Raw genomic sequence first — 16,055 nt, 5'->3', positions numbered from 1 at the left:
TTTAAAAATACAATACGAAATTACTGTTTCAAGTAATGCATTAGCCAATATTGCCTAACTATCTGATGGCAGGTTGCTGCATATTTGGTTGTTGCATGTCTGGCTGCTGCATGTCTGGCTGTTGCATATCTGGCTGTTGCATATCTGGTTGCTGCATATCTGGTTGTTGCATGTCTGGCTGCTGCATGTCTGGCTGCTGCATGTCTGGCTGCTGCATATCTGGTTGTTGCACACCTTCTACCTGCGTAGCCATATCTGAGTTGCTATTGGTTCTCGCAATAGAGATGGTTTGAGTTTCGCTGATTTGAAATGGACTAGATTCAGCAGAAGCGACCTCACTCTCTGTACTTTCCACTTCAGCTTGCATTGCACTATCAGCAGCTGCTTCTTGCATGTTAGCTGGTGTCATATCTGTTGGTGCTGCCATTGCAAGTGTAGGTAATGTAAGTGTAGTGCCTAAAATTAACGATAAAATATTCTTTTTCATTGTAAAGCCTCGATACATATTGTTGGTAATAATTAGAAATTGCGTTTTAGATATCATTTATTTTTTGACTATCCGATCTAATTATAATCGCTCGCTTCGACATCCATATTTGTATCGTTAGTTTCTTCAATTTCTTGTTCAACTTCGTCAGTTTCGCCATTCATTTCATCTGCTTCATTACCCATTTCCATATCGACATCAGCAGTATTTGACTCTTTGACATCTACAGCGCCAGGTTGAGTAGCTAGCAGCTCACCATTAGGACCTTCTACTTCGGCTTGTACAGTGCTCTCGACAGGAGCATTACGCATATCTGATGGTGCTAGATCGCTATTATTGACAGGTGCTGCCATTGCCATAGTTGGTAGTACAAGAGTAGCGCCTACGATTAATGATAAAACATTCTTTTTCATTGTAAAACTCCATGATATATAATTAGATATAGTTAGAAACGATAACTCATATTTATTCAATAATGGGTCGTTTCTATTTAGGTGTGTCTGTAAATACCGTATGCAAATTATCAATGATGCAGTTTATATTTCAGTAGCAAACTCATTAAAGTTCTAACAGCTTAATGTTTTCTTGTGACGTTATGAAACTGTCACATTTAAGGTTTAGCTAGTATTTGGCCCTTTAGGTTTGCTAAGGTTTTATAAGTAATGAAGGTTAGTTGTCTGATTAAAATTACCAATAAATAATTCTATTAGCGACGGATATAAAACAAGACAATTAATATCTAAAAATATGAATGTTTAGTTAGTTAAGATTTTTATTTTATCTTAGCCAGTTGTTATTAATAGTTTTTTAGAAATTATCTATTCATGTGATATTGAATTCTTCTGTAGGGTTTTACTTCTGTTTTAAAACTAATGTCTGAGTAAATTTCAAATTTTGACATATATATATTTTAATTTGGTATATTTTATTAAACTAATGTTTATATCTTATTTTTCCAGAAAATCTACAGAACGGTAATAGCAATATTAGATTGGTGATTAATATCTTAAAGTATTAAATAATTGGAAAACAGAAACATTATTCACCAAAAAAATACGTTACTTTTCTCTTAACTCCGATCTGATTTCATAAAGTAGACCATAAAAAACCGTATCTCGATAACAAGATACGGTCATAAAAATGTTAAGCCTGTATTAGAAGCTGCTAAATTAACTATCAATCACTTCAAAGCTAAGGCCAGAATGCGCTTCTAGGCGAGTGATTAGCTTATCACCCATTGCTGAAGCAGGCGTCCAAAATCCACCACCAACGTCCTCTTTACTAATGTCTTGTGCCAAACATAATGCTGCCTGCGAAATCATACGAGAGGTACTGCCATAACCAGGATCTCTGTCGCCTGTCACCTTAACGGTGATGCTGTCATTTTTAGCTGTTTGTCCAAAGTGACGAATATCAAAATAGCCGTTTTCTTGTTCGTCCTTAGAAGGTCCCGAACCTGCCTTTGGTAATACGTGCTTGGACAGTAACTCGCGACTTGGTTTAATCATCATCGCAGTGGCAAAACCTAATAAACCTGCGCTCATGGCATAGCTAGATAGTTGCCCTTTGACGCCATCCTGCATCCACATGGCTTCGTCGTATTTGAAGTTGCGACCGTACTCATAGCTGAGTAATTGGTTGGTACGATGGACAATACGCGTATTGATGGTTGCCATAACGAAAGGTGCTAGCCAGCGTTTATGGTTGCTGTCATATACTGGTTTGCTGACGTTATCCTGACGCACGTTTGGTACATTGGCATCATCGTTTAACAAATAAGGGTTGGCCACTTGTTTGCGGCGCGATTTATCCTCGCCAGCCTCTTCAAATATTGATGCCATCGATGCAATAGTACCGCCTGAAACACCACCTTTCGCTGCTTTGACACGCATATGAATAACGTTACAGGTTTCGCCGAACTTTTCTTCTGCTTTGGCTTGAGTAAAGTATGCGCCCAAATCTGATGGAATAGAGTCAAAACCGCAAGAGTTGACGATACGGGCACCGCTTTGCTTAGCCGTATCTTGGTACTTGTCCATCATATCTTTAATAAAAATGGCCTCACCAGTAAGGTCGACATAATCAGTACCATTTTCGGCACAAGATTTGATCAGTGGCTCACCATATTTCAGATACGGGCCTACAGTGGAAATGATGACTTGAGTTTGTTTGGTCATATTATCAAGACTGGCGGCATCGTTGCTGTTGGCAATAATAATTTCTACCTTGCTCTCAAGTTTAGCCTGTAGCTTATTTAGCTTGTCTTCATCGCGACCTGCGATTGCCCATGATACATTCGAGCCATCTTTATTCTTATTGTTTGACAAAAAATTGGTTAAATAGTGGGCAGTAATCTGACCGACAAAGCTTGTTGCACCATATAGGACGACTGCATAAGGTCGTGTGTCGCTGTTAGTTTTTTGAGTAGGGTTTTCAGTATCCGTATTGGTATCCATATGTATTGTCCTTAATAGGTTTGAAAATAAGTGGAAATTAAACTATAAACCAAGTCGTTTAATTAGGTTAGGGGTTTATGAGGTCGCTACAGTTTATAGTTTGATGTCTATATCATATACAACATCACATATAACGTTAGAAGTTTAAAATAGTTCTGCATATGGTTAGGAGAATGGCTTTTAATAAAAGAACGCTAAATAAAAAACACTTAGTTAAAGGGCACTATATTCAAAAATATAGTTATATTTCAAAAGTATCATCTATTACAGAGGATTTGGTATGAGACATTAACAGTTACTACAAACTTTACACAACCTACCGATATTATTACTAAAATGAACGTTTTCTGAAGATGAACATTGCTAATCTATAAGCGTAAACAGTAATAACTAGCATTAGATAAAAACAAGTTAAATAAGTGCTATATAAATTCTAATATCTGTTTTTTATAATCAATTAAGGAGAAGGTTATGTTTCGTTGGGCTATTATTTTTGCAGTAATCGCATTACTAGCGAGTTTACTAGGTTTCGGCGGTGTCGCAGGACTGTCTGCTAATTTGGCATATATTTTCCTAGCAGTTGCTGTCATCTTATTTATTGTTGCCTTTGTCAGCCGTAAGATGTAAACACGGCTTATATTGATAAATAACGACTATAAAAAAGACCCTCAGTTGAGGGTCTTTTTTGTTTGCTTCAATTAAGATAATTAGTGCAGAAGCATGTGTTGTAGGTGTGCCATTATAATCGCTTGGGCTGAATAATATGCTCCATACGTTTGGCTAAACGAATATCCAAACTAGATATACCGCCCGTATCATGATTGGTTAAACGAACCTCTACGATATTGTAGAGGTTACGCCATTCGGGATGGTGCTCAAGCGCTTCAGCATGAAATGCTGCTTGATTCATAAAGCTCATAGCTTCGATAAAATCGCTAAAGTGATAAGTCTTGACGATACTATTGCCATCACGCTGCCAACCAACAAGCTCTTCTAGCTGTAGATTGATTTGTTTGTCAGATAAACTGCTCATATTAATAACCTTTATTGTTATGTCGAATTGGTTTATTAAAAGTGGTGCTAGGGTATGTCTCCTATGCTACATAAATATCTACATACTTTGTCCTGCTTGGCGCAATATCATTTACGCGGTCTAGTCAACAAATTGACTAAGTCTGATTTCATCGCCAGTTAAGTTAAATCCTGATACTCGGGATGCTTACTAATATATGACGCGACAAATGAGCATTGCGGTACCACTTTTTTATTTTGTTCGCGTGCATAATTCAATGCATGCTTAACAAGGGCTGAGCCAACACCGCGTCCACCTAATTGCTGCGGTACGATAGTATGGTCATAGACCAGCTTGTCAGCACTTTCCTGATAGCTGATATAACCAGTCTGACCGTCGATAGATGTCTCAAAGCGTTTCGCTGCTTGATTATGAATAATTTCTAGATTTGGTTTAGATGTTTGATTACTCATTAATGTACTCCTTTTCTCATTATCGAATTCTTATTATGAACTAAATATTTTATTGGTTTTAATACCGTGATTTCAGTATGCAAGCTTGACAATCGACAATCTAGGCACTTACCATAATGATTGATAGGGCGACTGTTAACATTGCCCGTGTCTTTTATACTACCTTATCATGGCAGTATCTGGTTGCAAATCTGAATGTGTCACCATGCATACGATATGGCTTTACGAACGACTGGAGGCAAAAAGCGAATCAGACCACCAGTATTTTCTATCGCTGACTCAGTATCTAAATTAGCCTCTAACTTAACCTCTTGATGAGCATCACTGTCAGCATTCTCCGTTGACTTCACGTAGGTTTGCCACTCTTTTTCACTAGGTTTGCTAAAATGGTAAATACGCCCCAGAACTTGCTTGAGTTGTATGCTAAAGCGTCCCGTATTGTAGGTTAAACCATATTTACGGCATATGTCCTGTACCTGCGGCGCAATCTTTGCATAGTGGCCAGCTGGCATATCAGGAAATATATGGTGCTCAATTTGATGAGATAAATTACCTGTCAAAAGGTGAAACCATTTGCTGCCTTTGATATTACTAGAGCCAAGGATTTGGCGTACGTACCAGTCGCCTTTACTTTCATTGGCATCGAGATGGGTATAGATATGTGCTTGCTCAGTGAAATGTCCGCAAAAAATCACTGCCCACGTCCATAGATTACGGACAGTGTTGGCCGTCATGTTACCGCTTAGCGTACTAAAGGCGCTACGACGACCTAGTGTCAGCGCTACTACAGACGGCAGGGCAATGTAGTCTTTGCCTATTTGTCGTCCGATTTTGGAAAATAGCGCGCGAGATTTTTGTTGCATGATTTTATGCAGATCAGGAGAGTCAGCGTATTCATCAGCACTGATTTGAATGTCATGAAACGCGACTGCCCATTCAAAACCAAATGCCAGCCCTGCTGTGCTAAACATATTGTAGCGATCTTCTGGCGTCCAAGGCTGCTCGTCAGTCACTCGAATCAAGTGATAGCCTACATCATGATCACGGCCGACAATATTGGTAAAAGTATGGTGTAAATAATTATGTGAGTGTTGCCATAATGGAGCAGGGCAAACAATATCCCAGTCAAACTTTTGGCTATTAAGGTGTGGGTGTTGCATCCAGTCATATTGACCATGCATGACGTTATGACCCAGCTCCATATTATTCAATATTTTGCTAAAGCTAAGTAAAGACGTACCTAGTAGCCAAGTAGCAACCAAATTGCGTTTCGACGGCATACGCCCAGCTGCTGCGAGTAGACCACGGGCGATAATCTCACTATATACGACAGTGGCATATATTCGCTGTATATAGCGGGCATCATCACTACCTAGCGAGTCCATGATGCTTTTGTACAAGGCATTGAGCTCTACGGCTAAAGCATCACTCTGAAACTTTGATAAAGGTTTCTCAGTCACTGTTGGGTAGCGAGTCCGTATTAACGTGTCTGGATGATTGCTATCATTGATTGCCTCATCATTAAGTTGCGAGTAAGGCGTTTGCGGCGTTAAAGGTAAAGGCGCATTTTTTGCTAGCCATGTATCGGACAGTGGCGTCAAGATAGGCACAGCAGATTGTGGCGTAGTAACAGGTGGTAATAAGCGCATAAATAAATCCTTAACCGAAACGGCATGAACAAACAGCACTGCATCCGGTTTGATAAGTTATCTGAATTTTAGCCCATAAAGTAACGTTTGTCTTTTAGTCGCATCGGTCGTCTAGCATATGTCTTCTATTGAGCCAGTCGTTGTATTAAGCCAGCCATTAAATATCGAGTACCACATCAGTCATGGCAATATTGATGCAAGTCTGAATAGATTCATAACCATCCCCGCTCACTTTCCCTGTCTGGACGTTTTTGACCACGCCGCTGACTTTATTGCAGCGACATAACTGGCAAATACCTTGCCGGCAACCATGTGCTAGTCGTACATCTGAACTTTCAGCAGCAGCCAGTATGGTGGTGTTACTACTGAACTGCCGTTGCCGTGACCGCAAATAGACAGTATGTTCTTCCACATGTACTGTTTTGTCGAATACTTGATCGCTGCCATTATCAACATCAGCCAGAGCAGTGCCAAAATTCTCTACGATAATATTATCGCGCAGCTGTTTGTCTGTAGGTAAAGTGATCTCCGCGGCGGCTTCAAATAAGCCAGCTAATAACGCTTGTGAACCGCAGGCAAATATCTGTGTGTCTGCTAGAGGTAAATTTAGAGACAGCAGGCTCTTTGCACTTAAGTGCCTCTTGCTAGCCAAATAGGTAGTCGAATCTTCAGTATGGATTAAATGATAAGCGAAGTCTGGATATGTATCGTTCAGTTGTTGCCACTGATGTTGCAGCTTAGGTAAAACAGTCCGATTGTAATGCATTAACGTCACATGGTGTCCCTTACGCAATGCTTGAGTGATAAGTCCTAGCATAGGCGTAATACCGCTACCGCCAGCAATAAATAGCAAAGAGGTAGGTTTGTTATTATCTAAATTTTCCTTTGCTATTACTGAGGTTTGTTCTAAAGTAAAATGACCAAGTGGCAGACTCGTATCAACGACTTGAGCCAAAGGCATCTGCTTGGTTAAATAATTAGATACTAGCCCTTGCGGCTTAATCGCGATAGTTACCGTATTGCGTTGGCTTGCTGTATTGCTATTATGAGTATCGTCGAGCCACCAGAGAGATTGGTTCGTCAAGCCCACTATTGAGTAGCTACGTTGATGGTAGACTCCATCAATACACACACGCAGATCAAGATACTGACCGCCTTGCCAATCGTTACTTGTCTTAGAAGTTTGCTGCTTGAAGGCTCTATTGGTTTCAAATTGTAGTGCTATCAGATCATTACTTAATGTATAGCGTGCGATTAGGCGTAACTTAGGAGTCGTCAATGACCAAAACGGATGTAAGCGCGATCCGATAAAGTCGACAAACGCACGTTGAACAATTTCAGGGCGATAGCCGTTGGCCATGTTATCAGTACCTTTATAAGTGCTATTAAAATAAATGTTGTTACAAGTAGAAGGGTATAGCTGATTTTATTAATTCAATACGAAATTAACCTACGCAAACTTGTTAAGTCACACTAACATGCTAACGGCTATTGATTAAATTTGCGAAAGGTTTGATGCTATTTTTTGTGGTCTTTATAAAACGTTAATGAGTCAAAATGTTAAGTTAGTTCATTGAGATAGGGTTTTCTAGCTTACTTTTCTAAGCGAACTCTATAGTTGAGAGGTATAGCCTACTGTCAAAAACAGTAAAACAATCGGTAAAACAACCTGTCAGCTTGCAGGGTATGCGTCACAATGCGATAATGACCTATAATTTGTAACCCTGATTTTGAGGTACGGCACGCTTGGCAGCATCGCTGAGTTGCATTTGCTGTTCTCTTCTATGCAGTCTATCGGAGTGTTAATGGCTCAATATATTTACACGATGAACAACGTGTCAAAACTTGTTCCCCCTAAGCGTGAAATCCTAAAAAACATTAACCTATCGTTTTTTCCAGGTGCCAAAATTGGTGTGTTGGGTATTAATGGTTCGGGTAAATCAACCTTGCTACGTATTATGGCAGGCGTGGATACTGAGTTTACTGGTGAAGCACGCGCACAAGCGGGTACCAAAGTTGGCTACTTGCCACAGGAACCACAGCTAGATGACAGCAAAGACGTTCGTGGTAATGTCGAAGATGGTATGCGCGAAGCACTAGATGCGCTAGCACGTCTAGATGCTATCTATGCTGAATACGCAGAACCTGATGCAGATTTTGATAAGCTTGCTGAAGAGCAAGGCAAGATGGAAGACATCATCCAATCTTGGGACGCGCACAATTTAAATAACCAGCTAGAAAAAGCAGCCGATGCGCTGCGTCTGCCACCATGGGATGCTAATGTTAGCAAATTATCAGGTGGTGAGAAACGTCGTGTGGCATTGTGCCGTCTACTACTGTCGCGCCCTGATATGCTATTACTTGACGAACCGACCAACCATTTGGACGCCGAGTCTGTTGCATGGCTAGAGCAATTCTTGCAGAACTACAGCGGTACTATCGTTGCCATTACCCATGATCGCTATTTCTTGGATAATGTTGCTCAGTGGATTTTGGAGCTTGACCGTGGCCATGGCTACCCATATGAAGGCAACTATACTGAGTGGCTCGAGCAGAAAAACAATCGTTTAGAGCAGCAGAACAAGCAAGAAGAATCATTTGCTAAAGCCTTGAAAAAAGAGCTTGAGTGGATTCGTAAAAATCAAAAAGGTCAACAGGCCAAATCTAAATCTCGTGTACAGCGTTTTGAAGAGTTGAACTCAACTGAGTTCCAAAAACGTAATGAGACCTCTGAGATTTATATTCCACCTGGTCCACGTTTGGGTAACAAGGTTATTGAGGTCAATGACATCTCTAAATCATTCGGCGATCGTCTGCTGTATGAAAACCTAAGCTTTAATGTCCCAGCTGGTGCGATCGTTGGTATTGTCGGTCCAAATGGTGCGGGTAAAACCACACTATTTAATATGATTACTGAGCGCGATACGCCAGATACTGGTTCAGTTGACTTGGGCGAAAGTGTTAAAGTTGCTTATGTCGGTCAGGTACGTGATCATTTGGATGACGACAAGACGGTATGGGAAGAAGTCTCTGACGGTCTTGATATTATTACGGTTGGTGATTACACCACGCCAAGCCGTGCCTATATCGGTCGCTTTAATTTCAAAGGCTCAGATCAGCAAAAGCACGTCGGTCAGTTATCAGGTGGTGAGCGTAACCGTTTGCAACTAGCGAAAACGCTAAAGCAAGGTGCAAACGTCTTACTACTTGATGAACCATCAAATGATTTGGATATTGAGACTTTACGTGCGCTAGAGGATGCGATTCAAGTATTCCCAGGTACGGTAATGGTCGTATCGCATGATCGCTGGTTCCTTGATCGTATCGCGACTCATATCTTGGCGTTCGAAGAAGAAGGTCCAGTGTGGTTCGACGGTAACTACACTGAGTTTGAAGCGTATCGTAAAAAGACCATGGGTGATGATGCCACTCCTAAGCGTGCTAAGTATAAGAAGATTACGAACTAATACAGCTGTTTAGTATATTTTAATCCAAAAAAAGACCTCTAATTGTTAGAGGTCTTTTTTTTATTTAGCTTAAAAATTTAAAGAATCTGGGTAGTTGTTAAGACTAACGCTTACGTCCGAATTTACGCTGTTTTTTATTACCAATTTCAGTAATGGCGTGAGTAATTTCTTCTTCATCTAAGCTCGCGACGTGCTGCAAGATTTGCATCATATCAGGCGTCAGTACGTATTTAGCATGATGAGCAATGTCGTTGATACGATGGTCAAAGGTCAATATGCCTGTTTCATCGTCTTTTTGTAGATAGTTAAGACGGGTCAACGCACTAATGAAGCTGGTGAATAATGCACGATCAAAGAAGTCAGGAATGTCATCTGCATAGAGCACAGACAAGCGCTGCCCGAGCAGGTGACATAAATCAACCACTTCGTTTTCAGTTAAATTACCAGAGCCTTGCTGAGCAAGTAGGGCAAGCGTCATAAAGTAACGCTCAAGACTTTGACCAACTGGAGTCGCTAGTACTTGTAGCTGTTGATAATGCTTACTATTAGACTCAGGAACGCTGAGCGTGTCATCGCCTAAATCAACGATGAGTCCATTAGACAGTAGGCTATCAACTTTTTTATCGAGCGTCTCAGCTAAGCCGTGAGCAGGGTAATATAAGAATAACTCACCTTGTAAAAATGGATACAACTGCTCAGCGATACTATCTAAGCGACTGCGTTTGATACGACCGTTGCGTGCGACGAGTGCAGATAAGAAAGACAGTAGGATGAAGACATGCAAGATATTATTACGGAAATAGCTAAGCAATGCTGCTTGCTTACCTGCGACCTGAATGATATCGCCCAAAATATGCGGCGTACGCTCAATAAGCTTTAGCTTAATACCATAATCGATGATTTGCTGCGGTGTCATGTCAGTGATAACCGTATCATCTGAGTAAACCAACTGCTGAGCAAGACCTTGATACAACGCGATTTGCTCACGGCAGATGTTTTCATCCAATGCCGCTTTCGGTGCGGACAATAAAACCAATGACAGCAGCGATACAGGAGTCACTACTGCGGCTTTGTTGATATGCTGCATAACCTTCACGCCGATGTTATCAACCATGGCGCTGGTTTTTTCATCGAGCGGTGAGTCCGTACGATCGGATGGCAGACTATTGGCTGGCACATCGAACTTGGTCATAAAGTCGCTAAGGTGCAACGGGGTACCAAAGCTCAGGTGTACATTACCAAAAATACGCTCGATTTTACGACCAACTTTCAGCAGGCCCATTAAAGACTCTGACTCTTTCGGCTTGCCTTTTAGCTCACCGACGTACGTGCCGCCTTCCATGATGCGCTCATAACCAATATAAGTCGGAATAAAGACCACAGGCTTATTGGTTTGGCGTAGCTGGCTGTGTACGGTCATCGCTAACATGCCCATCTTGGGTGGGAGCAAGCGACCGGAACGTGAACGGCCACCTTCTATGAAGTATTCGATCGGAGTGTTGCGCGTGATAAGCGTATGCATATATTCGCGCAGTACAGCGGTATATAGTGCATTGCCACGGAAGCTACGACGAATATAAAAAGCGACCGCACCGCGTAATAGAGGGCCCAATACAGGTACGTCAAGGTTATCACCCGCTGCGACATAAGGAATACTCAAGCCGCGTTTATAGATAACATAGGATAGTAGTAGGTAGTCCACGTGGCTACGATGACACGGTACGTAGATGATCTCGTAATCAGTCGCTAGCTCTCGTACTCGTTCAAAGTGGTGTACTTCTACGCCATCATACAATTGCGTCCACAGCCATGTTAAAAAGCGTTCAAATACTCGAATAATGGGATAAGAGTAGTCGTTGACCATCTCATTTGCATAGCCTCTGGCCTGACTACGAGCTTCTCGAACGTTAGTCCCTTTTTCTGCCGCTTCCATCTCGATCGCATGCTTGATGGCTGGCGAGTAAACCAGTTTGTCTACCAAGTTGCGTCTATCTGATAGATCAGGACCAAGCATACTGGCACGCTGCTTGTCTAAATAAATCGATAATTCCTGCTGTAGCATACGAACCAGTTCACGATTACTATCAGTCGATGAGACTAGCGCGTAGTTTGTTGTTTGCGAGGTGTCAGTTTCTGCACCACCGTTAGTAGCCACTGATTCTGTTTCAAGTGACTCCGTTGCTGCCAAGTTTTCTTGGACGGCATCTGTAGCGACTGAGTCAAAGGTAGCAGGTCCTTCCACATCGCCTTTGATGCTATCGTTAATAATAGTACGCAAATCTTGCGGTGGGTGAAACTGTACGAAAGTATCGCGGCCCATCACCCCAATATTAAATAACTGCTTAGTGATGCTAGGGTCTTGCCAGTTGTCAGTGGTTAATAGCTTAAATAACGAATCTTCTTTTTCAGGTGCGCGTCCCCATAGAATCGATACCGGCACTAAACGTACCTTTAACTCTGGATATTGTAAAACAGCAGAGACTAAACGAGAAAGGCGAGGGGACAATTGACTGTCTTTGGCACCTGGATGATTCAAGAATATAATGGCCGCATTCTCTTTAATATTATGAGCGGCATCATTTACCCCGACCAATGCAGGTGGTAAGTTATGCTCTTGCGTCTGTAAATCAATCAGAATACTGTTAGAACGAGAATAGTCCTGTAGTACATAAAACCTTAGTGTTTGATCATCATGGTCGAACTCGGGCAGCTCACCTAGCAGCTTAGGTTTTACGGCGACATCGAGCATCTGACCTGACAGCTTACGATACAGCTGATTGATCGGTGCATTAGAATAAGTCTTAGTAGCGATTGGATTGCCGTCAGTTTCAGCAGAGCGAGTAGCCGCGTCCGACGCTTTAAAAATCCGTTTTTTCAGGAACTTCGGTATCATAATCAGTATCAAAAATAGTCAAATATGTTGCGCTTATGATGCCATAAAAGCCACCAAAGCGATATATAGTGTCTGTATATACTACCAATATTAATACGGTTTGGTTACGCTGTAGTGAGTGACAAATTATACAAAATGTCCAAATATTTGAAAGTTAACATCTTTAGCGTAATAATATATTTTTATCATACATGACTCCTAAAGATAGTATCCATTTCTCAATTCCATTTTATTAAGCCTAAAACCTATGACTCCAGCCATCGATCTCGCCAAAAAACATAACCTTGATTACCAAGTACATGAATATACTCATGACAGTAATGCCGCTTCGTTTGGTTTAGAAGCCGCAGAAAAACTTGGTGTAGCGGTAACACAAGTGTTCAAAACTTTAGTGGTAACGACTGATACAGGCGTGCTCGTTGTAGCGATATTACCAGTTGATAAAACGCTTAATTTTAAAAAAATGGCTAAGGCTTTATCATCTAATAAATTACTGTCTTGCAAAAAAGTGCAGATGGCCGATTTCAAACAAGTAGAGCGTAGCACTGGCTATGTGCTGGGCGGTGTTAGTCCGCTGGGTCAAAAAAAGCGGCTAAAAACCGTGATAGATAGCACAGCTCAAGATCAGCCTACAGTCTATGTGAGTGGTGGTCGCCGTGGACTGGAGATTGAATTACCGCCTACACAGTTAGCCGCAACGCTTGATGCTTGCTTTAGTGACATTACGGATGAGTAAAAGATTCTACGGTGGCTTTGATCTGCCTATTATAAATTTGCTATGTCGACAATTTGCTAGCCATAGTTATGAGTAACCTACAACGAGTTCGCTTGTATTAAGGAGATTTGGTAGCAAGATTGTTGTAGATTGGCCATAGCGATAAGGCGTAGACTTATACTTCCGCGTACCTGCTATTTTCTATCTACATTCAAGGACATACTTATGCCACATCTAACCATTCAAGTGACACCCAACGTCAGTATCGCTCACGAAGAGTCATTGCTCAAATCGCTAAACAAAGTATTGTGGGATAGTGGTCAGTTCAAGCAGCCTGCTGATATCAAAGCACGTATCGTGCCTATTAAGTCATTTTTAGTAGGTGTTGAAGATGATGAGCAGGCCAATGGGTTTATTTATGCCCACCTAAAGCTGATGAGCGGACGTGATATGGCCACTCGTAACCAGTTGGCTGAGCTGTTGGTCACTACTATCGAAGAAAAAATAGGCACAGAGCAGTCAGGGCGTGCAGCATTGCAGATATGCGTAGAAGTTGAAGAGATAAGTGCGGTCTATCACAAGAAAATGCTTGGTAGTTAACACCACTGTCCTTTTAAAGGCTACTTTATTAAACTATAAAGAAGTTAGTTTATAATTAATTAGTAGCATCACTTTTCCCCGAAACCTATAGTTGCTGCATATTCTGAATAAGCAGATTTTCGGTTAAGCATAAAAAAGCGCCTAAATAATAGGCGCTTTTTTATGGATTATCGATGTAGTTTTAGGCAGTTTTAATCTAGGAAAGCAAAGTGATCGATTTCCATAGATGTCATACTTTCGCTTGGTGCGACCATCGATTCTGCGTGACCAGACGTACGTGGTAGCAACTTATCAAAGTAGAATTCAGCAGTTTGAATTTTTGCTTTATAGAATTCTGGCGCTTCTGTGCCACCATTTTCTAGCTTCTCATAGGCGACAGCTGCCATGCGAGCCCAATGATAGCCCATCATCACGTAACCTGAGTACATCAGGAAGTCATCTGACGCTGCAGAGATGACTTCACGGTCTTTACGTGCCATCAGCATCAAGCGTACGGTCAAGGTGTTCCACTCAGCACATAGTTTAGTTAGTGCCCAAACGAATTTACGCATGTCTTTATCAAGCGCATACTCACCACACCATTTCATGATGCTAGAAGTATAATCACGGATGATTTTACCTTTAGACTGCAAGATAACCTTACGGCCTAATAGATCAAGCGCCTGTACGCCAGTGGTTCCTTCGTACATCGTTGCAATACGGGCATCACGAGCAATTTGTTCCATACCCCATTCTTTGATGTAACCGTGACCGCCATAGACTTGCTGACCGTGTTTGGCAGCTTCAATACCTAGCTCAGTCAAAAAGCCTTTTAGGATTGGCGTGTAGAAGCCCAATTTGTCATCCCACTTTTCGAACTCTTCATCATCGCCATTGACGATACCTTGTGCCATTTTGTCGGCATAACGTGCTGAATGATAAATCATTGAGCGACCACCTTCAGCAAAGGCTTTTTGCGTCAGTAACATACGGCGTACGTCTGCATGATGGATGATAGCATCAGCGACTTTTTCAGGATCTTTGGTACCAGATAGCGTACGCATAGAACGACGCTCTTTAGCATATGGTAGTGCATTCTGGAAAGACAGCTCAGTATGCGCTAGACCTTGGATACCAGTACCGATACGAGCCGTGTTCATAAATGTGAACATGGCTTTTAGGCCTTTGTGTGGTTCGCCAATCAAGTAGCCAGTAGCACCATCAAAGTTCAATACACACGTCGAAGATGCGCTGATACCCATTTTGTGTTCGATTGACCCGCAAACTACGGCATTGCGCTCGCCCGCTTCACCTTCAGCGTTCGGCGTGAATTTAGGTACGATAAATAGTGAAATACCGCGTGTGCCTTCTGGTGCATTTGGTAGGCGTGCTAGAACGATATGAACGATGTTGTCTGTTAAGTCATGCTCACCGCTTGAGATAAAGATTTTGGTACCACTGATCTTGTAGGTACCGTCATCTTGTGGAATGGCTTTTGATTTAACTTGACCCAAATCTGTACCACACTGCGGCTCAGTCAGACACATGGTACCTGCCCATGAGCCTTCGACCAGCTTAGGTAGATAAAGTGCTTTTTGCTCATCAGTACCGTACTGAAGCAAGGTGTTGATACAACCTGTTGACAGACCAGGATACATCGACCACGACCAGTTAGCAGTACCAATCATTTCAGCCTTAATAAGGTTGATTGACGTTGGCAAATTCATACCACCGAACTCTTCAGGGTATGAGATACCTTGCCAGCCGCCTTCTACAAACTGGTTATATGCTTCTTTAAAACCTTTTGGCGTGGTGACTACGCCATCTTCGAAATGACAGCCTTCTTCGCCACCTGATTGGTAAAGAGGGGCAATGACATTTTCAGCAAAGTCAGCCATACCTTGTAGAATCATGTCTACGGTTTCAGGATCAGCATTTTCGCCGTTGTCTAAGCTTTTATAATGCGTCTGATAGTCAAACACATCATTAATCAAAAATTTGATATCACGTAAAGGGGCTTTGTAAGTTAACATAATCGCTCTCTTTGGTTGGTTCGCTATCATAGATTTATGGCGCAATACTTGAGTCACAACTTATGTAAGCGATATTTACTTATTTTAGATGAAGTAGACGTTATATTAGTCATCAAATGAATTATTAATGGACAGCTTCCCAGTGTGTTAGTTATTAGAACGTCTTTAATTGCGGTCAGCTGTTATGGCATTGATATGATTATAAATCTTATAAAGCGACAAATATACAACTAATAACTATTATTCATAACTAATTATGTTATTAATTCATTTTAGTTTGTATAGGTAAAT

The 16,055-nt window shown here is 41.5% G+C and carries 13 protein-coding genes; 4 read left to right on the top strand and 9 right to left on the bottom strand.

What is annotated here, in order from left to right; genetic code table 11:
* Positions 1-58: 58 nt before the first annotated feature.
* The 3 genes from ACT3QR_RS03050 to ACT3QR_RS03040 form a co-directional block, all read right to left on the bottom strand.
* Positions 59-487, bottom strand: a complete 429-nt coding sequence (locus tag ACT3QR_RS03050) for a hypothetical protein (RefSeq protein WP_444519927.1) — start codon at positions 485-487, stop codon at positions 59-61.
* 77 nt (positions 488-564) lie between these two features.
* Positions 565-900, bottom strand: coding sequence for a hypothetical protein (locus ACT3QR_RS03045; protein WP_444519926.1), 336 nt, complete (start codon positions 898-900; stop codon positions 565-567).
* 756 nt (positions 901-1,656) lie between these two features.
* Positions 1,657-2,943, bottom strand: a complete 1,287-nt coding sequence (locus ACT3QR_RS03040) for a saccharopine dehydrogenase family protein (protein ID WP_444519925.1) — start codon at positions 2,941-2,943, stop codon at positions 1,657-1,659.
* A gap of 471 nt (positions 2,944-3,414) precedes the next feature.
* On the opposite strand from ACT3QR_RS03040, the gene ACT3QR_RS03035 reads away from it, so the two are divergent.
* Entirely contained in the window at positions 3,415-3,570 is a 156-nt protein-coding gene (locus ACT3QR_RS03035) for a DUF1328 domain-containing protein (protein WP_021814049.1), read from the top strand.
* 112 nt (positions 3,571-3,682) lie between these two features.
* On the opposite strand, the gene ACT3QR_RS03030 is transcribed toward ACT3QR_RS03035, so the two are convergent.
* The 4 genes from ACT3QR_RS03030 to ACT3QR_RS03015 all read right to left on the bottom strand — a co-directional run bounded on the left by ACT3QR_RS03030 (position 3,683) and on the right by ACT3QR_RS03015 (position 7,437).
* Positions 3,683-3,976, bottom strand: coding sequence for a 4a-hydroxytetrahydrobiopterin dehydratase (locus tag ACT3QR_RS03030; protein ID WP_444519924.1), 294 nt, complete (start codon positions 3,974-3,976; stop codon positions 3,683-3,685).
* A gap of 158 nt (positions 3,977-4,134) precedes the next feature.
* Entirely contained in the window at positions 4,135-4,428 is a 294-nt protein-coding gene (locus ACT3QR_RS03025) for a GNAT family N-acetyltransferase (RefSeq protein WP_444519923.1), read from the bottom strand.
* Positions 4,429-4,628: 200 nt separating this feature from the next.
* Positions 4,629-6,077, bottom strand: coding sequence for a fatty acid desaturase family protein (locus ACT3QR_RS03020; RefSeq protein ID WP_444519922.1), 1,449 nt, complete (start codon positions 6,075-6,077; stop codon positions 4,629-4,631).
* Between the two features lie 157 nt (positions 6,078-6,234).
* Positions 6,235-7,437, bottom strand: coding sequence for a flavin reductase family protein (locus ACT3QR_RS03015; protein WP_444519921.1), 1,203 nt, complete (start codon positions 7,435-7,437; stop codon positions 6,235-6,237).
* Positions 7,438-7,882: 445 nt separating this feature from the next.
* Here ACT3QR_RS03015 and ettA point away from each other — a divergent pair, with 445 nt between their 5' ends.
* Positions 7,883-9,544, top strand: a complete 1,662-nt coding sequence (gene ettA, locus ACT3QR_RS03010) for an energy-dependent translational throttle protein EttA (protein WP_444519920.1) — start codon at positions 7,883-7,885, stop codon at positions 9,542-9,544.
* 103 nt (positions 9,545-9,647) lie between these two features.
* Here the strand turns inward: ettA and plsB are convergent, their stop codons facing one another.
* Positions 9,648-12,437 carry a glycerol-3-phosphate 1-O-acyltransferase PlsB gene (gene plsB / locus ACT3QR_RS03005; protein ID WP_444519919.1) on the bottom strand — a complete coding sequence of 930 codons (2,790 nt, stop codon included), beginning with the start codon at positions 12,435-12,437 and terminating at the stop codon, positions 9,648-9,650.
* 247 nt (positions 12,438-12,684) lie between these two features.
* Here plsB and ybaK point away from each other — a divergent pair, with 247 nt between their 5' ends.
* Both ybaK and ACT3QR_RS02995 read left to right on the top strand, forming a co-directional pair.
* On the top strand, positions 12,685-13,173 hold the full coding sequence (gene ybaK, locus ACT3QR_RS03000) for a Cys-tRNA(Pro) deacylase (RefSeq protein WP_444519918.1): 489 nt from the start codon (positions 12,685-12,687) through the stop codon (positions 13,171-13,173).
* A gap of 204 nt (positions 13,174-13,377) precedes the next feature.
* Positions 13,378-13,752, top strand: a complete 375-nt coding sequence (locus ACT3QR_RS02995; protein ID WP_444519917.1) for a 5-carboxymethyl-2-hydroxymuconate Delta-isomerase — start codon at positions 13,378-13,380, stop codon at positions 13,750-13,752.
* 191 nt (positions 13,753-13,943) lie between these two features.
* Here ACT3QR_RS02995 and ACT3QR_RS02990 read toward each other — a convergent pair whose 3' ends face one another.
* Entirely contained in the window at positions 13,944-15,764 is a 1,821-nt protein-coding gene (locus ACT3QR_RS02990) for an acyl-CoA dehydrogenase C-terminal domain-containing protein (protein WP_444519916.1), read from the bottom strand.
* Between the last annotated feature and the right edge of the window lie 291 nt (positions 15,765-16,055).

Source organism: Psychrobacter sp. AOP7-B1-25 (assembly GCF_052376195.1).
Lineage (GTDB): Bacteria > Pseudomonadota > Gammaproteobacteria > Pseudomonadales > Moraxellaceae > Psychrobacter.
Note: the sequence above shows the minus strand (reverse complement) of the source record. Positions and strands in the feature narration are given on the sequence as shown.

What these genes read in the sequence shown, in the direction of transcription:
- ACT3QR_RS03050 (WP_444519927.1), bottom strand. Translation starts at nt 487, where the DNA reads ATGAAAAAGAATATTTTATCGTTAATTTTAGGCACTACACTTACATTA.
- ACT3QR_RS03045 (WP_444519926.1), bottom strand. Translation starts at nt 900, where the DNA reads ATGAAAAAGAATGTTTTATCATTAATCGTAGGCGCTACTCTTGTACTA.
- ACT3QR_RS03040 (WP_444519925.1), bottom strand. Translation starts at nt 2,943, where the DNA reads ATGGATACCAATACGGATACTGAAAACCCTACTCAAAAAACTAACAGC.
- ACT3QR_RS03035 (WP_021814049.1), top strand. Translation starts at nt 3,415, where the DNA reads ATGTTTCGTTGGGCTATTATTTTTGCAGTAATCGCATTACTAGCGAGT.
- ACT3QR_RS03030 (WP_444519924.1), bottom strand. Translation starts at nt 3,976, where the DNA reads ATGAGCAGTTTATCTGACAAACAAATCAATCTACAGCTAGAAGAGCTT.
- ACT3QR_RS03025 (WP_444519923.1), bottom strand. Translation starts at nt 4,428, where the DNA reads ATGAGTAATCAAACATCTAAACCAAATCTAGAAATTATTCATAATCAA.
- ACT3QR_RS03020 (WP_444519922.1), bottom strand. Translation starts at nt 6,077, where the DNA reads ATGCGCTTATTACCACCTGTTACTACGCCACAATCTGCTGTGCCTATC.
- ACT3QR_RS03015 (WP_444519921.1), bottom strand. Translation starts at nt 7,437, where the DNA reads ATGGCCAACGGCTATCGCCCTGAAATTGTTCAACGTGCGTTTGTCGAC.
- ettA (WP_444519920.1), top strand. Translation starts at nt 7,883, where the DNA reads ATGGCTCAATATATTTACACGATGAACAACGTGTCAAAACTTGTTCCC.
- plsB (WP_444519919.1), bottom strand. Translation starts at nt 12,437, where the DNA reads ATGATACCGAAGTTCCTGAAAAAACGGATTTTTAAAGCGTCGGACGCG.
- ybaK (WP_444519918.1), top strand. Translation starts at nt 12,685, where the DNA reads ATGACTCCAGCCATCGATCTCGCCAAAAAACATAACCTTGATTACCAA.
- ACT3QR_RS02995 (WP_444519917.1), top strand. Translation starts at nt 13,378, where the DNA reads ATGCCACATCTAACCATTCAAGTGACACCCAACGTCAGTATCGCTCAC.
- ACT3QR_RS02990 (WP_444519916.1), bottom strand. Translation starts at nt 15,764, where the DNA reads ATGTTAACTTACAAAGCCCCTTTACGTGATATCAAATTTTTGATTAAT.